Annotated in this window: 13 protein-coding genes and 4 tRNA genes; 13 read left to right on the forward strand and 4 right to left on the reverse strand. The window is 48.7% G+C overall.

Annotated elements, in window-relative coordinates; all coding sequences use genetic code 11:
* Positions 1-304: 304 nt before the first annotated feature.
* The 11 genes from DWZ44_RS16675 to pepT all read left to right on the forward strand — a co-directional run bounded on the left by DWZ44_RS16675 (position 305) and on the right by pepT (position 13,644).
* Positions 305-1,003, forward strand: a complete 699-nt coding sequence (locus DWZ44_RS16675) for an ABC transporter ATP-binding protein (RefSeq protein WP_055217670.1) — start codon at positions 305-307, stop codon at positions 1,001-1,003.
* 14 nt (positions 1,004-1,017) lie between these two features.
* Positions 1,018-3,348 carry an ABC transporter permease gene (locus tag DWZ44_RS16680; protein WP_117805358.1) on the forward strand — a complete coding sequence of 777 codons (2,331 nt, stop codon included), beginning with the start codon at positions 1,018-1,020 and terminating at the stop codon, positions 3,346-3,348.
* Between the two features lie 210 nt (positions 3,349-3,558).
* Complete coding sequence (locus DWZ44_RS16685) at positions 3,559-4,887, forward strand: MATE family efflux transporter (RefSeq protein ID WP_022462400.1); 1,329 nt, start codon at positions 3,559-3,561, stop codon at positions 4,885-4,887.
* 149 nt (positions 4,888-5,036) lie between these two features.
* Entirely contained in the window at positions 5,037-5,735 is a 699-nt protein-coding gene (locus DWZ44_RS16690) for a response regulator transcription factor (RefSeq protein ID WP_022462401.1), read from the forward strand.
* Positions 5,725-6,858: a sensor histidine kinase gene (locus DWZ44_RS16695; protein WP_055228565.1), complete on the forward strand. Its 1,134-nt coding sequence runs from the start codon at positions 5,725-5,727 to the stop codon at positions 6,856-6,858. The genes DWZ44_RS16690 and DWZ44_RS16695 overlap by 11 nt, the downstream gene beginning before the upstream one ends.
* Positions 6,855-9,401: a hypothetical protein gene (locus tag DWZ44_RS16700; protein ID WP_117510227.1), complete on the forward strand. Its 2,547-nt coding sequence runs from the start codon at positions 6,855-6,857 to the stop codon at positions 9,399-9,401. Before DWZ44_RS16695 ends, DWZ44_RS16700 begins: the two co-directional genes overlap by 4 nt.
* Positions 9,388-10,353, forward strand: a complete 966-nt coding sequence (locus DWZ44_RS16705) for an ABC transporter ATP-binding protein (RefSeq protein WP_117510237.1) — start codon at positions 9,388-9,390, stop codon at positions 10,351-10,353. The genes DWZ44_RS16700 and DWZ44_RS16705 overlap by 14 nt, the downstream gene beginning before the upstream one ends.
* A gap of 14 nt (positions 10,354-10,367) precedes the next feature.
* Complete coding sequence (locus tag DWZ44_RS16710; protein WP_055217680.1) at positions 10,368-11,243, forward strand: ABC transporter permease; 876 nt, start codon at positions 10,368-10,370, stop codon at positions 11,241-11,243.
* Between the two features lie 17 nt (positions 11,244-11,260).
* Positions 11,261-12,019, forward strand: coding sequence for an arginase family protein (locus DWZ44_RS16715; RefSeq protein WP_117510226.1), 759 nt, complete (start codon positions 11,261-11,263; stop codon positions 12,017-12,019).
* Between the two features lie 79 nt (positions 12,020-12,098).
* Positions 12,099-12,410 (forward strand): metal-sensing transcriptional repressor, encoded by a 312-nt coding sequence (locus tag DWZ44_RS16720; protein ID WP_022463104.1) that lies wholly within the window; start codon positions 12,099-12,101, stop codon positions 12,408-12,410.
* Between the two features lie 16 nt (positions 12,411-12,426).
* Positions 12,427-13,644 (forward strand): peptidase T, encoded by a 1,218-nt coding sequence (pepT, locus tag DWZ44_RS16725; protein ID WP_117510225.1) that lies wholly within the window; start codon positions 12,427-12,429, stop codon positions 13,642-13,644.
* Between the two features lie 118 nt (positions 13,645-13,762).
* Here pepT and DWZ44_RS16730 read toward each other — a convergent pair.
* The 4 genes from DWZ44_RS16730 to DWZ44_RS16745 all read right to left on the reverse strand — a co-directional run bounded on the left by DWZ44_RS16730 (position 13,763) and on the right by DWZ44_RS16745 (position 14,207).
* Positions 13,763-13,834: transfer RNA gene (locus tag DWZ44_RS16730), tRNA-Glu, on the reverse strand.
* A 53-nt stretch (positions 13,835-13,887) separates the two neighbouring features.
* Positions 13,888-13,959: transfer RNA gene (locus DWZ44_RS16735), tRNA-Glu, on the reverse strand.
* A 52-nt stretch (positions 13,960-14,011) separates the two neighbouring features.
* A tRNA-Glu gene (locus DWZ44_RS16740) sits at positions 14,012-14,083 on the reverse strand.
* A gap of 52 nt (positions 14,084-14,135) precedes the next feature.
* Positions 14,136-14,207, reverse strand: a tRNA-Glu gene (locus tag DWZ44_RS16745).
* A gap of 206 nt (positions 14,208-14,413) precedes the next feature.
* Between DWZ44_RS16745 and DWZ44_RS16750 the strand changes: the two genes are divergently transcribed.
* On the forward strand, positions 14,414-15,076 hold the full coding sequence (locus DWZ44_RS16750; protein ID WP_117805359.1) for an HAD family hydrolase: 663 nt from the start codon (positions 14,414-14,416) through the stop codon (positions 15,074-15,076).
* A 121-nt stretch (positions 15,077-15,197) separates the two neighbouring features.
* Positions 15,198-17,123 carry a DNA gyrase/topoisomerase IV subunit B gene (locus DWZ44_RS16755; RefSeq protein ID WP_117805360.1) on the forward strand — a complete coding sequence of 642 codons (1,926 nt, stop codon included), beginning with the start codon at positions 15,198-15,200 and terminating at the stop codon, positions 17,121-17,123.
* Positions 17,124-17,129: the final 6 nt, after the last annotated feature.

A 17,129-nucleotide genomic window follows, 5' to 3' on the forward strand; every position in this document is an offset into this window, starting at 1 on the left:
TGCCGTAAGGCATGGAGCTGACTGTTACTAATCGGTCGAGGGCTTGACCTGAATGGTTGTGTTCACAGAAATGGAATGATAGATGTGTAGTGTATGCGGTTTTGAAGGTATATCGGAAAGGCCATCGGAGAGATCCGATGGCTTTTTGCTGTTAAAAAATAAAAGAAAGAGTGCTGTTAATGAGAAAAAATACTCATTAACAGCACTTTTCATTTCACAGAAAAAGCAGTATTATGAGGTTAGAAGAGTCTAACACAAAACAGACTCTTACACACTCAGGAAAAAAGATGCAGGGAGGAAAGTTATGTTTCTTGAGATTAATAACCTGAAGAAGAGTTTTGGAACCGGTGAAAGCCGTGTGGAGGTCTTAAAGGGAATCCAGTTTTCTGTGGAAAAAGGTGAAATCTGTGTTCTCCTCGGTCCATCTGGTTCCGGTAAATCGACACTGTTGAATATTATCGGCGGAATCGACGAGGCGGACAGCGGTTCGATCGTGATTGAAGGCGAAAAAATTGAGGATATGAATGAAAAAACGCTGACACGGTACAGACGAAAACATTTAGGATACGTTTTCCAGATGTACAATCTGATTCCAAATCTGACGGTGAAAGAAAATATGGAAGTCGGCGCATACTTAAGCGATCATCCGCTCGACATCAACGATCTGTTAAAGACACTGGGGCTCTATGACCACCGCGACAAGCTGCCGAACCAGCTCTCTGGCGGTCAGCAGCAGCGTACTTCAATCGGAAGAGCTATCATCAAAAATCCAAGCATTCTGCTCTGTGATGAGCCGACAGGTGCACTCGATTACCATACTTCAAAAGAAATTTTGAAGCTGATCGAGGACGTCAATCAGAAGTACGGCAACACCGTCATCATGGTAACACACAATGATGCGATCAAAAACATGGCAGACCGCGTGATTCGTCTGCGCGACGGCCAGATCCGTAAAAACTACGTCAATGAGACCAAAATCGCCGCCGGCGATCTGGACTGGTAAAGCGGGGTGGAAGTATGAAAAATCCATTACGAAAACGCCTGCTGCGGGAACTGAAGAACGATAGTGGAAAATATCTCGTTATTTTTCTGTTTATGACGGCGACGATTGGCTTTGTGTCCGGTTTTCTCGTTGCGGATGAGAGCATGCTGTATGCTTACGATGAAAGCTTTGAAAAATACAACGTGGAAAACGGAAATTTTACAACAGAACAGAAGCTCACCGACAACCAGAGAACACGGCTGGAAAAAGAGAAGGTAACGATTTACGAGAATTTCTATAAAGACGAAGATGCCGACACGGATCTGGATTCGGAACCAGAGAGCACGATCCGTCTTTTTAAAACCAGAACAGAGGTCAATCTGGTCTGCCTGATGAAAGGCGAAATGCCGCAGCAGAAGGATGAAATTGCAATTGACCGTATGTATGCGGACAATAATGACCTACAGGTCGGTGATGTGATCTCGGTTGATAAAAAAGAACTGACGGTTACCGGTCTTGTGGCACTTTCGGATTACAGTGCGCTGTTCAGCAATTCGAGTGACATGATGTTCGATGCGGTTAAATTCGGCGTGGGAATCATGACCAAAGAAGGGTATGATGCCATTACCGATGACCATATCAAATACTGCTATTCCTGGAAATATGATACGGAACCGAAAGATGAAAACGAGGAAAAAGAATGGTCCGATGATTTCGTCGAGGTTCTGGCGGCTCATTCCTCGCTGACGGGTTATCTGCCGCGCTACGGCAATCAGGCAATCAAATTTACCGGCGACGATATGGGCGGTGACAAGGTGATGGTGGAGGTACTGCTGTACATCCTGATTGCCATCATGGCGTTCATTTTTGCAGTTACGACAAACAATACGATTGTAAAAGAAGCGTCGGTGATCGGAACGCTGCGCGCATCCGGCTATACGAGACGGGAACTTCTGCTGCATTATCTGTCCCTGCCGGTACTGATTACGATTTTGTCGGCGGTGATTGGAAATATTCTGGGATACACCGTGTTTAAAGATATCTGCGCCGGTATGTATTATGGAAGCTACAGTCTGCCGACATATCAGACGCGGTGGAATGCCAATGCATTTCTGCTCACGACCGTAATTCCGGCAATTCTGATGTTTGTGATCAACGCGGTGCTGATTTCCGGCCGTCTGCGTCTGTCACCGCTGCGTTTTCTGCGCCACGATTTTGCAAAGAAAGGAAAAAGCCATGCGGTGCGTCTTCCGAACTTCCGGTTCTTCTCGCGGTTTCGTCTGCGGATCCTGCTGCAGAACAAATCGAGTTACTTTACCCTGTTTCTCGGTATCGTATTTGCCAATATTCTGTTGCTGTTCGGTATGATGATGAAACCGCTGCTGTCACATTACCAGACGGAGGCGGTGGAAAATATGCTGGCAGATTACCAGTATATTTTAAATGTCCCGGATCCGATCGATGAGGATGATGAGTACACGCTGATGGGAATTGTGCAGAAATTTCTGACGCCATCGCTGAAGACAAATACGGAAGGCGTGGAAACGTTTGCTCTTACATCGCTGAAAAATATTCCGAAAAACCGGGAGGGCGAGAGCATTTCGGTATATGGAATTCAGAAAGACAGCAAATATGTTTCCGCTGAACTGTTTGAGGACGGCGTGACGATTTCCGACGGTTATGCCGAAAAATATGGAATGAAAGTCGGCGATACACTGGAACTGAAAGAGCCGTATGAGGACAAAACGTACAGCTTTGAAGTAAAAAGCATTTATGCCTACCCGGGAGCCCTTGCAGTATTTCTGCCGATGGATGTCTTCTGCGAGGAATTCGATCATCCAGAGGACTACTTTAACGGCTATTTCTCCAACGAGCCGATCACGGACCTGGAGGAATCGTATATCGCGACGAAAATTACGGAAGATGATATGACAAAGATTTCACGGCAGCTCAATGTGTCGATGGGAGAAATGTTCCAGCTGATCAATGTTTTCTCGATTGTACTGTTCATGCTGCTGATTTATCTGCTGACGAAGCTGATCATCGAGAAGAATACGACTTCGATTTCGATGGTAAAGATTCTCGGCTACGAGAACAGGGAAATTTGGAGTCTGTATTTGACGGCGACAACCTGGGTTGTGATCGTCTCAATCGGTGTCAGCCTGATCATTGCCTCCGCGCTGATCCGCCAGATTTATGTCATTATGCTTTCCGAGTACAGCGGCTGGCTGACATACTATATTGATCCGGCAATTTACGGAAAAATGTATCTGATGGGCCTTGCGGCGTATGCTGTTATCGCTGTGCTGCAGTTCCGCCACATCCAAAAGATTCCGATGGACGAGGCACTGAAAAATGTAGAATAAAAAAAGTTACAGGAGAAATCTTGACAAGCCCGGGCAAAGTGTGGTATATTGCTCTCAAACTTGGTGTGGATTTTTCAACTTGTAATAAAGTTCTTTTCGCCACGCAATTATCGAAAGCAGATAATTGCGTGGCTTTTTTTGTGGCAATGGAGCAAAGTCCGTGCCTGCACGTAAGCCCACCAACAGAAAAGATCACAAATGGAGGTAATAATGAACGAAAACTTTATGAAAGAAAAGCCAGTATTTCCACTGCTGGTTTCGATGGCGCTTCCAATGGTAATCTCGATGCTGGTCAATTCCTTATATAACATTGTGGACAGCTTCTTTGTCGCACAGATCAGCGAAGATGCCATGACGGCGCTCTCCCTGGTTTATCCGGTACAGAATTTTGTAAATGCTGTTGCCATCGGTTTTGGAATCGGACTGAATGCGGTGATTTCGTATTATCTGGGAGCGGGTGACAAAAAGGCAGCCGGCTGTGCTGCAACACAGGGCCTTGCCCTTACCATGCTGCATGCGGTTATTTTAACGATCGGAAGCCTTCTGGTCATCGAGCGTTTCCTGCGGATGTTTTCTTCTTCCGAAACTGTCATCGATCTTGGTGTCCGGTATTCACGGATTATCTTTCTGTTTACCATAGCAATCATGGCAAACCTTTACTTTGAAAAGGTTTTTCAGGCAGTCGGCCGGATGAAAGTGACAATGACCGGTATGATGATCGGCTGTATTGTCAACATCATTCTGGATCCGCTCATTATTTTCGGAATCGGACCGTTTCCGCGTCTTGGAATTGAGGGTGCGGCGCTTGCAACCGGCATCGGTCAGGTGACACCGGTCGTGATTTACTGGATCATTTACAAGATCCGCCCGATTTCGGTCAAAATCCGTCCGGAATATTTAAAAGAAGGAAAAAATCTGGTCGGAAGACTGTACGCGATCGGCGTCCCGGCGATCCTGAACCTGGCGCTGCCGTCTCTTCTGATTTCCGCACTGAATGGAATCCTAGCCGTGTATTCCCAGAGCTACGTTGTCGTGCTCGGCATTTACTACAAGCTGCAGACGTTCATCTATCTGACAGCAAACGGCATTGTACAGGGCATGCGCCCGATTATCGGCTTCAACTACGGCGCAGGCGAGCATAAGCGTGTGCGGAAGATTTATGAGATCACCCTGATTATGTGTGCGGTGATCATGCTTATTGGAACCGGCATCTGCCTTGCCATTCCGGAACAGCTGATCGGACTGTTCAGCAGCAATCCGGAGACCATCCGTCTTGGCGGACAGGCGCTGACACGCATCAGCGTGGGCTTTTTGATTTCGGCAGTTTCCATCACATCCTCCGGTGCGCTGGAGGGACTCGGAAAAGGCGGATCTTCCCTGATCATTTCCCTCTGCCGAAATGTCATTGTCATTCTCCCGGCAGCTTACCTGCTGTCCCATCTGGGAGGCGGCGTTTTCGTATGGCATGCCTTCTGGATCACAGAGGTCATTTCCGCAGCGGTTTCTCTTGTGGTATACCGCCGCGCAGTACGAAGATAAAAAATATAAGAAGAAAAGAAAAGCGGCCTCTTGTGGAAGGAGGCTTTTCTTTTTATAATAGATAATACAGACGTAAGAATTAAGTAAAGATTTTTTTGAATATTCATGGTACCATTACGGTAGTTAAAAACAGAGAGGATGGAAACGACGTGGAAGAAACAAATATTTTAGTTGTGGATGATGAAAAAGAAATCGCGGATCTGCTGGAAATTTATCTGATCAGCGATGGATTTCAGGTATTAAAAGCGTACAGTGCAAAAGAGGGACTCCGCATTCTGGAGGAGAAAAAAATCGACCTGGTGCTGCTCGATGTGATGATGCCGGATATGGACGGTATTGCGATGTGCCGCCGCATCCGGGAGACGAACAACATTCCGATCATCATGGTAAGTGCCAAAACGCAGGATATCGACAAGATCGTCGGTCTGTCAACGGGAGCAGACGATTACGTGGCAAAACCGTTCAATCCGCTGGAGCTGATGGCGCGTGTAAAATCCCAGCTCCGCCGCTACCGCGAACTGAATCCGTCGAAGCCGCACGAGCGCCAGGAAGTGATTTCCTTAAAGCATCTGGAAATCAACAAGGTAACCCATCAGGTTGTCTGCTACGGAGAAAGCATCAAGCTGACACCGATTGAATTTGATATTCTGTATCTGCTGGCCTCCAACCCGGGCCGCGTGTTCGGTACAGACGAAATTTTCGAGCGCGTCTGGCATGAAAAATTCTATGAGGCGAACAACACGGTTATGGTACATATCCGCCGTCTGCGCGGAAAAATGAAAGACGACACAAGAGAAGATAAGATTATTACAACAGTCTGGGGAGTGGGATACAAAATTGAAGCCTGATTTTATAAAAAACTTCAGCCAGAGGATGGTCTTTGATCTGATTGTAAGTGCACTTGTCACGGTGCTTGTAGTGACGCTTACCGACGGGATTCTGACCTTTTTCGGCAATGGACTGATGAACATCGGTTACCGGAGCGCCTGGATCGGACCGGGAGGCCTCCGCCCATCGGTGCGGACGATGATTCTGACGGCGGCTGCGCTGCTTTCGTTCTGCCTGACCTTTTATTTCCTGATGCGCGAAACCATCCGATACATTGGGAAGATTCTGGAAAAGGTAAAGGAGATATCAGCAGGGGATTTTGATCATCCGATCGAGGTAAAGGGAAATGACGAGTTTTCTGTGATGGCGGAGAACTTAAATACGATGCAGCAGAATATCAAGGAAATTATGGAACGGGAACGGATCGCGGAGCATACGAAAAACGATCTTGTCTCATCCGTGGCACATGACCTCCGTACGCCGCTGACTTCGATTATCGGCTATCTCGGCTGGGTGCGCACGCGGACGGATCTGGATGAGGAGACGAGAAATCATTATATCGATATTGCCTATCAGAAAGCACTCCGTCTGGAGCAGCTCACGAACGAGCTGTTTGGATTCGTCAAGCTGGAGCACAAAGAGATGCAGCTGCATCTCGGAAAACTTGATCTGGTGCAGCTGATGGAGCAGATGCTCGACGAGATGACGCCGTCTTTTGTGAAAAATGAGCTTCAGGTGGAATTTCTGCATGCGGAACATGCGATTTTTCTCGAGGCGGACGGTGAGCTGCTGGCACGGCTCTTTGGAAATCTGCTGAACAATGCTGTCAAATACGGAAAAGAAGGAAAACAGATCCGCGTCTCAATGGAAAAAGAGGGCGAATATGTGGTCACGCGTGTCATTAACTACGGACGGATCATTCCAAAACAGGAACTGGATCATATTTTCCAGAAATTTTACCGGACAGAGCAGTCGAGGAGCCGCGATACCGGCGGGACGGGACTTGGACTTGCGATTGTACAGCAGATTGCGGAACTGCATCATGGACAGGTGCGGGTAAAAAGTGATCTGCAGGGAACCGTCTTTGAGGTGGAACTGCCGGTCGGAATGCCAAAGGGGAAGAAAGAGGACGAAAAGCGATGAACAGGAAAAGAAGAAGCAAAATCTGCTGTCTGTCCGGTATTTTGCTGCTGATTCTGCTTCTGGCGGGAGTTCAGAGGGTGTCTGCGATGACAACGCGGACAGAACTTTATCAGAACACGCCGTCGGATGGCGGAAGAAGCGGCGGGAAAGAAAAGCAGTTTCTTGCCAACAGCTACGCAGGGGAATACCAGATTGATTTTTCTTATGGATTCGAAGGAAACTATCAGGATGGGAATCACGTACCGATTCGTGTGACAATCACAAATGAGAGCGCTGTTGAATTTGAAGGATACTTTGTTTTTCAGATAAAAAACGCCGCGGAATCGATTTACCGCAGAAACAGTGGAGAAGGCATTCTCTCAAAACTGTTTTTGGGGGTCAAGCGGTCGGGCGACGGAAGAAACAGCCTTTTTACGTACCGTTTTCCAATCTATATTCCGGCGAACGGAACCGTTACAAAGACTTTTTCGGCAGGGCTTCTGGTGGAAAATACGTCTTTTTGTGTCCTGTGCCTGGAGAACAGCCAGAGGGACACGGTGTACAGTCGGGAAGAAACGATTTCGAGTGAAGGCTTCTTCCAGTCCAAGGTGGAAGTCTGCGTTGTGGAAGAAGAAACTAATTACGGGCAGCAGCTGAATGGAGTTACGCTGAACGACGGGATTTATGAGGTGGAAGCTGCATCTGTCCGGGCAGAGGAGCTTGTCGGGCTTGCGGAGTCGTATTCGCCGGATGTGCTGATCCTTCTGGAGCAGTCAAAAGAAGAACTGGATGAGACACTCCAGAAAGAAATTGATCTCTGGCAGGCAGAGGGAGGCCTTCTGATTACCTTTTCGGGAAACGAGACATTTGCGGAAAGCCAGCGCAGTGCGTTTAAAGAAGCGCCGGTAGATTTTCTGAAAAATATTCTGGACGAAGAGACCACCAGCCGCCTTCTGGCAAAACGAAATACGAATTATCAGAAATACTATACGATTTCCGATCTTCTGGAAAACACTAGGATCCGGAACCGTCCGAATACGGTGCTGTACGGCGGCCTGATTCTGGTCTATCTGGTTCTGGCAGGGCCGGGATTGTATTTCTTTTTGAAAAAAACAGGAAAACGTCAGTATCTCTGGGGGGCGATCTGTGCCTGCTCGGCCGTCTTTGTTATGCTGATCAGTCTGTTTGGCCAGAGCACGAGGCTCAAGGCCCCGGTGCTGACGTATGTAAGAGAAATCTGGCAGTACGATACATACCAGAAAGATTACATTAATTTCTGTGCACAGGCGCCGTACAATGCTTCCTATGAGCTGTATCTGGATCCGTCCTACGATCTGGTGACGTACAACCGTATGGACTATATGTCCAACAGCACGGCACAGCCGGAAACGGAGGATGCGGAATATGAAAAGACGGAGATCAGTTTCGGAGAACAGAAAAACAGGGCAGAAATTTCCAATCAGGCTGCATTTGCCCTGAATGAGTTCGGCATGCAGCGGATGGAAACGCTGGACGAAGGCGAAGGACTGAAAGGCACGTTTCATTTCTGGGATCAGAAGATCAGCGGAACCGTGGAAAATAAGACAGGCTATGATCTGGAGAGCTGTGTGATCGCCGTTCCAGGTTACTGTGCCCTCATTGGAGACATCAAAAACGGGGAGACGATCACGCTGGATGGAATAGAAGCGGACAGCGTGCGGGATTTCGGAAATTGGAGTGCGGCAGAAGATCTGCCGGAGATAGAGAAAAATTATCTGGACGGCGTCATCTATAATCACATGCCGAACCGGAGTGACAACTGCCTTTTCTTTGGAAAGCTGGCAGGCAATGACGATACGTTCCAGCTTGACAGCGGATACGAAGCGTATGGAATCTCGTATTACTATCAGGAAGTGTTTGTGGACATGAAAGAGGCCGGCGTTGTGTACTGTCCGTATGCGCAGGAGTACAGCGGATGGGACGGCGGAAACACGGTAAGCTTTGAAATGGGACCGAATTCCGGCGGAATCTCGGAAGAGGAAACAGAAGTAACGTATTATCTGAACGGTGTCTTTGAAAACAACAACATCTGGTGTCTGTATGGAATGTATGCTAAAGGCGTGATGCAGCCGGATTCCGAGGGAATCTATGATCCTGCATTCTGGCCGTATGCGATGACGGCGTTAGAAGATAAGATCCAGGCGGCAGAAACCGGCGGGGGAGGAAAACGGGGAACCATTCTTTCGCTTGCTTTCGAGAAAGCCCGCACGGAGGATGGGACCAAGATCCGGAATTTCAATGGAATCATTGATCTGTACAATTTTCAGACGGGAACGTATGATAAAATTTCCGACTGGGAGATCGATTTTGCGAGTGATCCGGCACTGGAGGCGCAGTATGTGAATGCGGACAACCAGATCCGTGTGCGGTACCGTCTTTCCGAAGAGGAAAAGGGAGAAGAGTATCATGAAAATTATGGATACTATGAGGCACCGAATCTGATCGTAAAGGCGAAAGAGATCCCACCGGAGCAATATCTGGAGAATCTGTTAACGGAGGAGCCAAATGCCGATACTGAAAATTGAGAAACTGACCAAAAAATACGGAAAAACATATGCCCTGAACGGTCTTGATATGGAAGTAAAAAAAGGCGATATTTACGGCTTTGTCGGACCGAATGGTGCGGGAAAAACAACGACGCTGCGCATTATTTCAGGGCTTTTAAAGAGCGACGGCGGCGATCTGTGGCTGGACGGCGTGCGGACGACAAAAAATATTCTGAAGCAGAAAAGCCTGATCGGCTTTGTGCCTGATTTCTTTGGCGTTTATGAAAACTTAAGCGTGATAGAGTATCTGGAATTTTTTGCCGCATCGTATGGAATTTACGGGCGGGCAGGAACCGTCCGTGCGCGGGAAGTGCTGGAGATGGTCGAACTATCGGGAAAAGAGGAGCAGATGGTGGATTCGCTCTCAAGGGGCATACAGCAGCGGCTCTGTCTGGCGCGCGCGATGATCCATAAACCGAAGCTTCTGGTGCTGGACGAACCGAATTCCGGTCTGGATCCGCGTTCGAGAAAGGATTTTCAGCTTCTCCTGCAGCGATTGGCGCGGGAGGATTATACGATTCTGATCAGCTCCCATATTCTTTCGGAATTAGCAGATCTGTGCACCAGCATCGGTGTCATCAACGGAGGTGTCATGGTACAGCAGGGAAAGCTGGAAAACATTATGCTTGCGATCGACAGCTCCAATCCGCTGCGCATCACTGTGCTGAACCAGGTGCCAAAGGCGCTGGAACTATTGCGGCAGGATCCGCAGGTCAGCCGCCTTTCTGTGGATGAAAACAAGATTGCGGCCTGGTTTTCGGGAAGCCGGGAGGAGGAGGCGTATCTGCTGCAGAAACTGGTGGATGCCGGAATCCTTGTGGTTTCGTTTGCACGGGAACACAACAGCCTGGAGTCCCTGTTCTTCCATCTGACCGGGGAAACGGAACAGAAGAGCCGAAACACAGAAACGTTCGGAAACACGATCGGATAAGGAGGGAACGAAACGTGCGGTTAAATCCTGTATTTGAAAAAGAAATGAAGCGGAACTCGCGGTCATCGCGGATTTCCTGGATTATTTTTGTCTGCAATCTGCTGCTTGCCGTGGTTGCGTTTGTCTGCTATTTCGGGGAGAGCAGCCAGCTTGGCTATCTGGCACCGGTCAGCTACAGCGTTCCGATGAACTGCTATATTCTGATGACGTATCTTCTGTTTATTCTCGTCGTTCTTTCAGTTCCGGCGGTTGCGGGAGGAAGCATTTCGCTGGAGCGTGAGAAAAAAACGCTGGATGTGCTGCTGACGACGAACCTGAACCCGTGGAGAATCATTACGGGAAAGCTGGAGGCATCGCTTGGCGTTGTTCTGATACTGACGGTTTCGGCACTGCCGGTGCTGTCCCTTGTTGTGGTGTTCGGCGGTATCGGCCTTGGCGGACTGCTTCTGATGGCGGGAGGCCTTCTTCTGACCGGAATTTTTGTCGGCAGTATCGGCATTTTCTGTTCGGTTGTTTTTAAGCGGACCACACTGGCGACCGTTCTTTCCTATGTCATTGTCGTTTTTCTGGTCGTAGGAATATGCGCCTGCACGGGGCTTGCCTACTACGCAGGACTGCTGCAGCAGGAGATGACGGCAGCTTATCAGCAGATCGATGTAGGAGGTGTAATTTACCTTCTTCTTTTCAATCCGTTTACCTCGTTTGCGGGGATCATCAGCCGCCAGCTTGGGAATGGAAGAGAGATGGAACAGCTCTGCTATCTGCTTGGAAATTACGGACAGAATCCGCTGATCCATTATCTGCCGGAGGCGAGTGCCGTTCTGCAGCTTCTGATATCAGCCGTTCTTCTTGTGACGGCGGGAAGAAAGCTGAATCCATTAAATAAATAACAGGAGTAAAAGAGAAGATGAAACCATTTTGTTTTAGCCTTTCCGGAATTTATGAGTCCGAAGGATATGCCTGGGAGCAGGCGGGAAAGATCTGGGATCTGAGAGAGCTCCGGGGAACTGACGGTTATCTCGATCCGGAGACGGAGCAGTTTCTGGAAGCGGAACTTGGCCGAAAAAAAGAAACGAAAGAGCTGCCGCGGATCCGCCTTCTGGATTCCGGCAATTATCACTATATGAGCAAATTGCTGCTGGGACTGGAAAAAGAAGATTTGTTTTTAGCCGTATTCGACCACCATACCGATATGCAGCCGCCGGCGCTTCTTCCGGTGCTCTCCTGCGGTTCCTGGATCCGGGATGCTGCCGGGGCGTATCAAAACATCAAAGGAATCTGTGTAATCGGCCCGCCGGAGGCGTTGGTGCGGGAAACGGAAGCGATGGAGCATGTCTGGTTTGTGACACAGGAAGAGCTCGACGACGGAAGCGGAGCGGCGAAGATCAAAGAGGTTTTTGCATCCCATGCGGGAACATTTCCGGTATATCTGTCGGTCGATAAGGACATTCTGTCAAAGGAGGAGCTTGATACGAACTGGGATCAGGGAAATGTGCGTGTGGATGAGCTGCTGTCCCTTGCAAAGGACTGTCTTGCGGGGAGAAAGGTGCTCGCGGTCGATCTCTGCGGAGAGCCGTCGGCGAACGCGCCGGAGGCGGAGTGCAGCGCGGCAAGTCTGGTAAACCAGAAGCTGTACGGCGCGCTTGCGGCAAAAATCGAAGATTGACAAAGCCTGGGCAAAAGAGTATCATAAATTCATACCCAGACGGGGTATATAGAGTGACGGAACACAAGGAGGAAACCTCATGGGTGAATGTTGTACACACTGCAGTGAATGCGACCGGAAAAAAGTGCGGGACGAAAAAGAATACAAAGATCTGATCCACCGTCTTTCGAGAATTGAAGGCCAGGTGCGCGGAATACGGGAAATGGTGGAGAGCGACCGCTACTGCGTCGATATCCTGACCCAGGTATCCGCGATCCAGTCTGCATTAAACAGCTTCAACAAGGTACTGCTTTCCAGCCACATCAAATCCTGCGTTGTGGAGGATATCCGGCAGGGAAAAGAAGGCGCCGTGGATGAGCTCTGCAAAACCATCCAGAAGCTGATGAAATAAGAAGGAGAAGAAGAAAATGAAAGCATATGAAAGATTACTGAATTATGTTAAAGTGCCGACACCGAGCGATGAAAGAAGCGGAACACATCCGTCTTCCGCGTGCCAGAGAGTCCTGGCGGAGCAGCTGGTAAAAGAAATGAAGAAGCTTGGCGTGTCGGATGTCCGCATAGATGAAAAATGCTATGTATATGGAAAGATTCCTGCAACGAAGGGATATGAGAGCAAAACAAAGCTGGGTTTTATCGCCCATATGGATACCGTATCGGATTTTGCGGACCATGCTGTAAACCCGGTGGTTCATGAAAATTATGACGGAAAGGATCTGAAACTGTCTGAAAGCGGCAGAACGCTGGAGACTGCGGTATTTCCGCATCTTGCATCCCTGGCCGGTAAAACGCTGATTACAAGCGATGGAACGACGGTACTCGGTGCAGATGATAAGGCAGGAGTAGCAGAGATTATGACGCTGGCAGAAGCGCTTCTTGCCGGAGAATTTCCACATGGGCAGATTTCCATCGCCTTTACACCGGATGAAGAGATTGGAGAAGGTGCTGACTTCTTCGATGTTCCGGGATTCGATGCAGAATTTGCTTATACCGTAGACGGTGGGGCAGAGGGAGAGATCGAGTTCGAAAACTTTAATGCAGCCGGTGCAAAATTTACCGTGACCGGATTTAATGTTCACCCGGGCAGTGCGAAAGATACGATGATTAATGCGATTGCTGTAGCGAGCGAGATTCAGTCTCTCCTGCCGGAAGCAGAGTCTCCGAGAAACACAGACGGATACGAAGGCTTCTATCACCTGACCGGAATGAGCGGTGATGTAGCACATGCCGAGTCGGAATATATCATCCGTGATCACGATGCAGAGAAGTTTGCAGCAAAAGAAGAGAATCTGCGCCGGATTGAAAAAGAGATGAATGAAAAATACGGGGCAGGAACCGTAAAGCTGGAGATCAAAGAGCAGTACCGCAATATGTCCGAGAAGATTCGTCCCTGCTACCATCTGATTGAAAATGCAGAAGAGGCAGCCAGAAGAGCCGGCATGGAGCCGATCATTCTTCCGATCCGCGGCGGTACAGACGGTGCGCGCTTAAGCTTCATGGGTCTGCCGTGCCCGAACCTTGGAACCGGTGGATATGCGTATCATGGACCGTATGAGCACATTACCGTCGAGGGAATGGAACTGGCGGTGGCAATGCTGAAAGAGCTGGTTAAGATTTACGCAGAGTGAAGCTGAAAAGAATAGAGAATGATAAAATAAAAAGTCCGACAGGAAAGCTGCCGGGCTTTTTCAAATAGACAGAATGCAAAGCAACAAAAAACGGAGCCGCACAGGCTCCGCTTCAAAACAGTTCGTAGGGGAATCGAACCCCTGTTTTCGCCGTGAGAGGGCGACGTCTTAGCCTCTTGACCAACGAACCATATGATATAGAACAGAATTTTTAAAAGAGAAGGAACTCTGTGAAACCTTCAACAGTTCGTAGGGGAATCGAACCCCTGTTTTCGCCGTGAGAGGGCGACGTCTTAGCCTCTTGACCAACGAACCGTATGATATAGAACAGAATTTTTAAAGAGAAGGGATTCTGCAAAACCTTCAGCAGTTCGTAGGGGAATCGAACCCCTGTTTTCGCCGTGAGAGGGCGACGTCTTAGCCTCTTGACCAACGAACCATGTCGCTTAAAACAGGATTTTTAAGAGAGAAGGCATCCTGCGAACCTTCAGCAGTTCGTAGGGGAATCGAACCCCTGTTTTCGCCGTGAGAGGGCGACGTCTTAGCCTCTTGACCAACGAACCGTACTCGCTTATAATACACGATGTCTGGAGAAAATGCAAGTGTTTTTTTGAAAAAAATTTAAAAAATTTCAAAAAGTAGCGAAATTCGCATTTTACTTGCATTTTTTGCCAGTTATGGTATGATAAAACAAACAAATGTTCTAAGAAAAACAGAAATACGTTCTAAAAAGAAAGAAAAAAGATTAGAATAGAGAAGGAGAAGACAAATGAAACAGTACAAAGGAGCCATTTTTGATCTGGACGGAACACTGCTCGACTCGATGTGGGTCTGGGATGACATCGATGTTGCATTTTTAAAGAAGAGAGGACTTGAGGTTCCGCCGGATTATCAGGAGGCGATTACACCGCTCGGCTTTCTGGAGGCTGCCCGCTACACGATCAGACGGTTCGGCTTTCCGGAAACGCCGGAAGAGCTGATTCAGGAGTGGCATCAGATGGCGGTCGACGCCTATACGTATGAAGTGGAGTTAAAAGACGGGGCAGCAGAATATCTCCGCTATTTAAAAGAAAAAGGAATCCGCATGGCGGTTGCTACCTCATCGAGCCCGGAGCTGTATGAGCCGGCCTTAAAGAGAAATGGGATTTATGAGTGTTTTAAAGCATTTGTCACCGTCTCGGAAGTAAAGCGCGGCAAGGGCTTTCCGGATATCTACGAGAAAGCGGCTGAAAAGCTGTCTCTTCCGCCGGAAACGTGTGTGGTATATGAAGATATCCTAGCGGGAATCCGCGGCGCCAAAATGGGCGGATTTGCGGCTGTGGGCGTGTATGACAGAAGCGGGGAAGGAAACCGCGCAAAGATGGAGCAGGAAGCAGACCGCTACGTGACTTCTTTTAAGGAGCTGATGAACGGAGGAGATTCTTTCTTCTAAAGAAAATCTTGCTATTCCGGGAAGAAAAATGATATAATAAAATACTGTGCCCCAAAAGGGGACAGACAGAAGTATTTTTAAGAGAAAAAGACAGTAACACATAAGTGAGGATAGAACAGTTATGCCAAAAAAAGAAACGTATGATGCCAGCAGTATTTCCGTGCTGGAAGGTCTCGAAGCAGTGCGTAAGCGCCCTGGTATGTATATCGGAAGTACCTCGCGGAAAGGCCTGAATCATCTGATTTATGAAATTGTAGACAATGCGGTGGACGAGCATCTTGCGGGCTACTGCGACACCATTCACGTAACACTTGAAGCAGACGGCTCGGCGACCGTGACCGACAACGGCCGCGGAATCCCGGTCGGCATGCATGAAAAAGGCGTTCCGGCGGAGCGTCTCGTTTTTACAACCCTGCACGCCGGCGGTAAATTCGACAACAATGCGTACAAGACAAGCGGCGGTCTGCACGGTGTCGGTTCTTCGGTTGTCAATGCGCTTTCCACCTATCTTGACGTACAGGTCAGCCTCGGCGGCTGGGTTTACCACGACCGCTACGAACGAGGTGTTGCCGTACAGGAACTCGATGAGGATGGGCTGCTGCCGAAGATCGGAAAAACGAAGAACAGCGGAACCCGCATCAACTTCCTGCCGGATCCGGAAATCTTTGAGAAAACGCGTTTTTCCGCAACAGAGGTCAAAAGCCGTCTCCATGAGACTGCATATCTGAACCCGGCGCTTACCATTTATTTTTCCGATCTGCGCGATGGAAAAGAGGAGCACCTGACGTATCACGAGCCGGATGGCATTGTTGGTTTTGTGCGCGATCTGAATAAGAACAAAGAGGCAATCCACGATCCGATTTATTTCAAAGGGGAATCTGAGGGCATTACCGTAGAATGTGCGTTCCAGTATATCAACGAATTCCAGGAAAACGTGCTCGGCTTCTGTAATAATATCTACAACGCTGAGGGCGGTACCCATATTTCCGGTTTCAAATCGACCTTTACGACGATTATGAACAGCTATGCCAGAGAGATCGGTGTCTTAAAAGAAAAAGACAATAACTTTACGGGATCGGATATCCGAAACGGTATGACCGCTGTTATTTCGATCAAGCACCCGGATCCGCGGTTCGAGGGCCAGACAAAAACGAAGCTGGACAACCCGGATGCGGCAAAGGCCGCCGGAAAAGTAACGGGCGAGGAGATTCCGCTGTATTTCGACCGCAATCTCGAAGTGCTGAAAAATGTTCTTGCCTGCGCTGAGCGATCTGCCAAAATCCGCAGAAGCGAAGAAAAAGCCAAGACAAATATGCTGACCAAGCAGAAATATTCGTTTGATACGAACGGCAAACTGGCAAACTGCGAGAAAAAGGATCCGTCGCTGTGCGAGATCTTTATCGTCGAGGGAGATTCTGCGGGTGGTTCCGCAAAGACGGCGCGTGACCGTAATTTCCAGGCGATTCTGCCGATCCGCGGTAAGATTCTGAACGTAGAGAAGGCTTCTATTGATAAAGTTCTGGCAAATGCCGAGATCAAATCCATGATCAATGCATTCGGCTGCGGCTTTTCCGAGGGTTACGGCAACGACTTCGATATCACAAAGCTCCGTTACGATAAAATTATCATCATGGCAGATGCCGATGTCGACGGTGCGCATATTTCAACGCTGCTGCTGACACTGTTCTACCGTTTCATGCCGGAGCTGATCTACGAGGGACATGTCTATATCGCGATGCCGCCTCTTTACAAGGCAATGCCGTCCCGCGGAAAAGAAGAGTATCTGTACGACGACAAAGCACTGGAAAAATACAGAAAGACACACAAAGAAAAATTTACGCTGCAGCGCTACAAAGGTCTTGGCGAGATGGACCCGGAGCAGCTCTGGGAGACGACACTGAATCCGGAGACGAGACTTTTGAAGCGTGTGGAGATCGAGGATGCCCGTATGGCCTCCGATGTGACGGAAGTACTGATGGGAACCGAGGTTCCGCCGCGGAAAGCATTTATTTATGAGCATGCAACCGATGCAGAGCTGGATATTTAACAGGAA

It is taken from the genome of Blautia sp. AF32-4BH, assembly GCF_003460565.1.
GTDB lineage: Bacteria > Bacillota > Clostridia > Lachnospirales > Lachnospiraceae > Fusicatenibacter > Fusicatenibacter saccharivorans.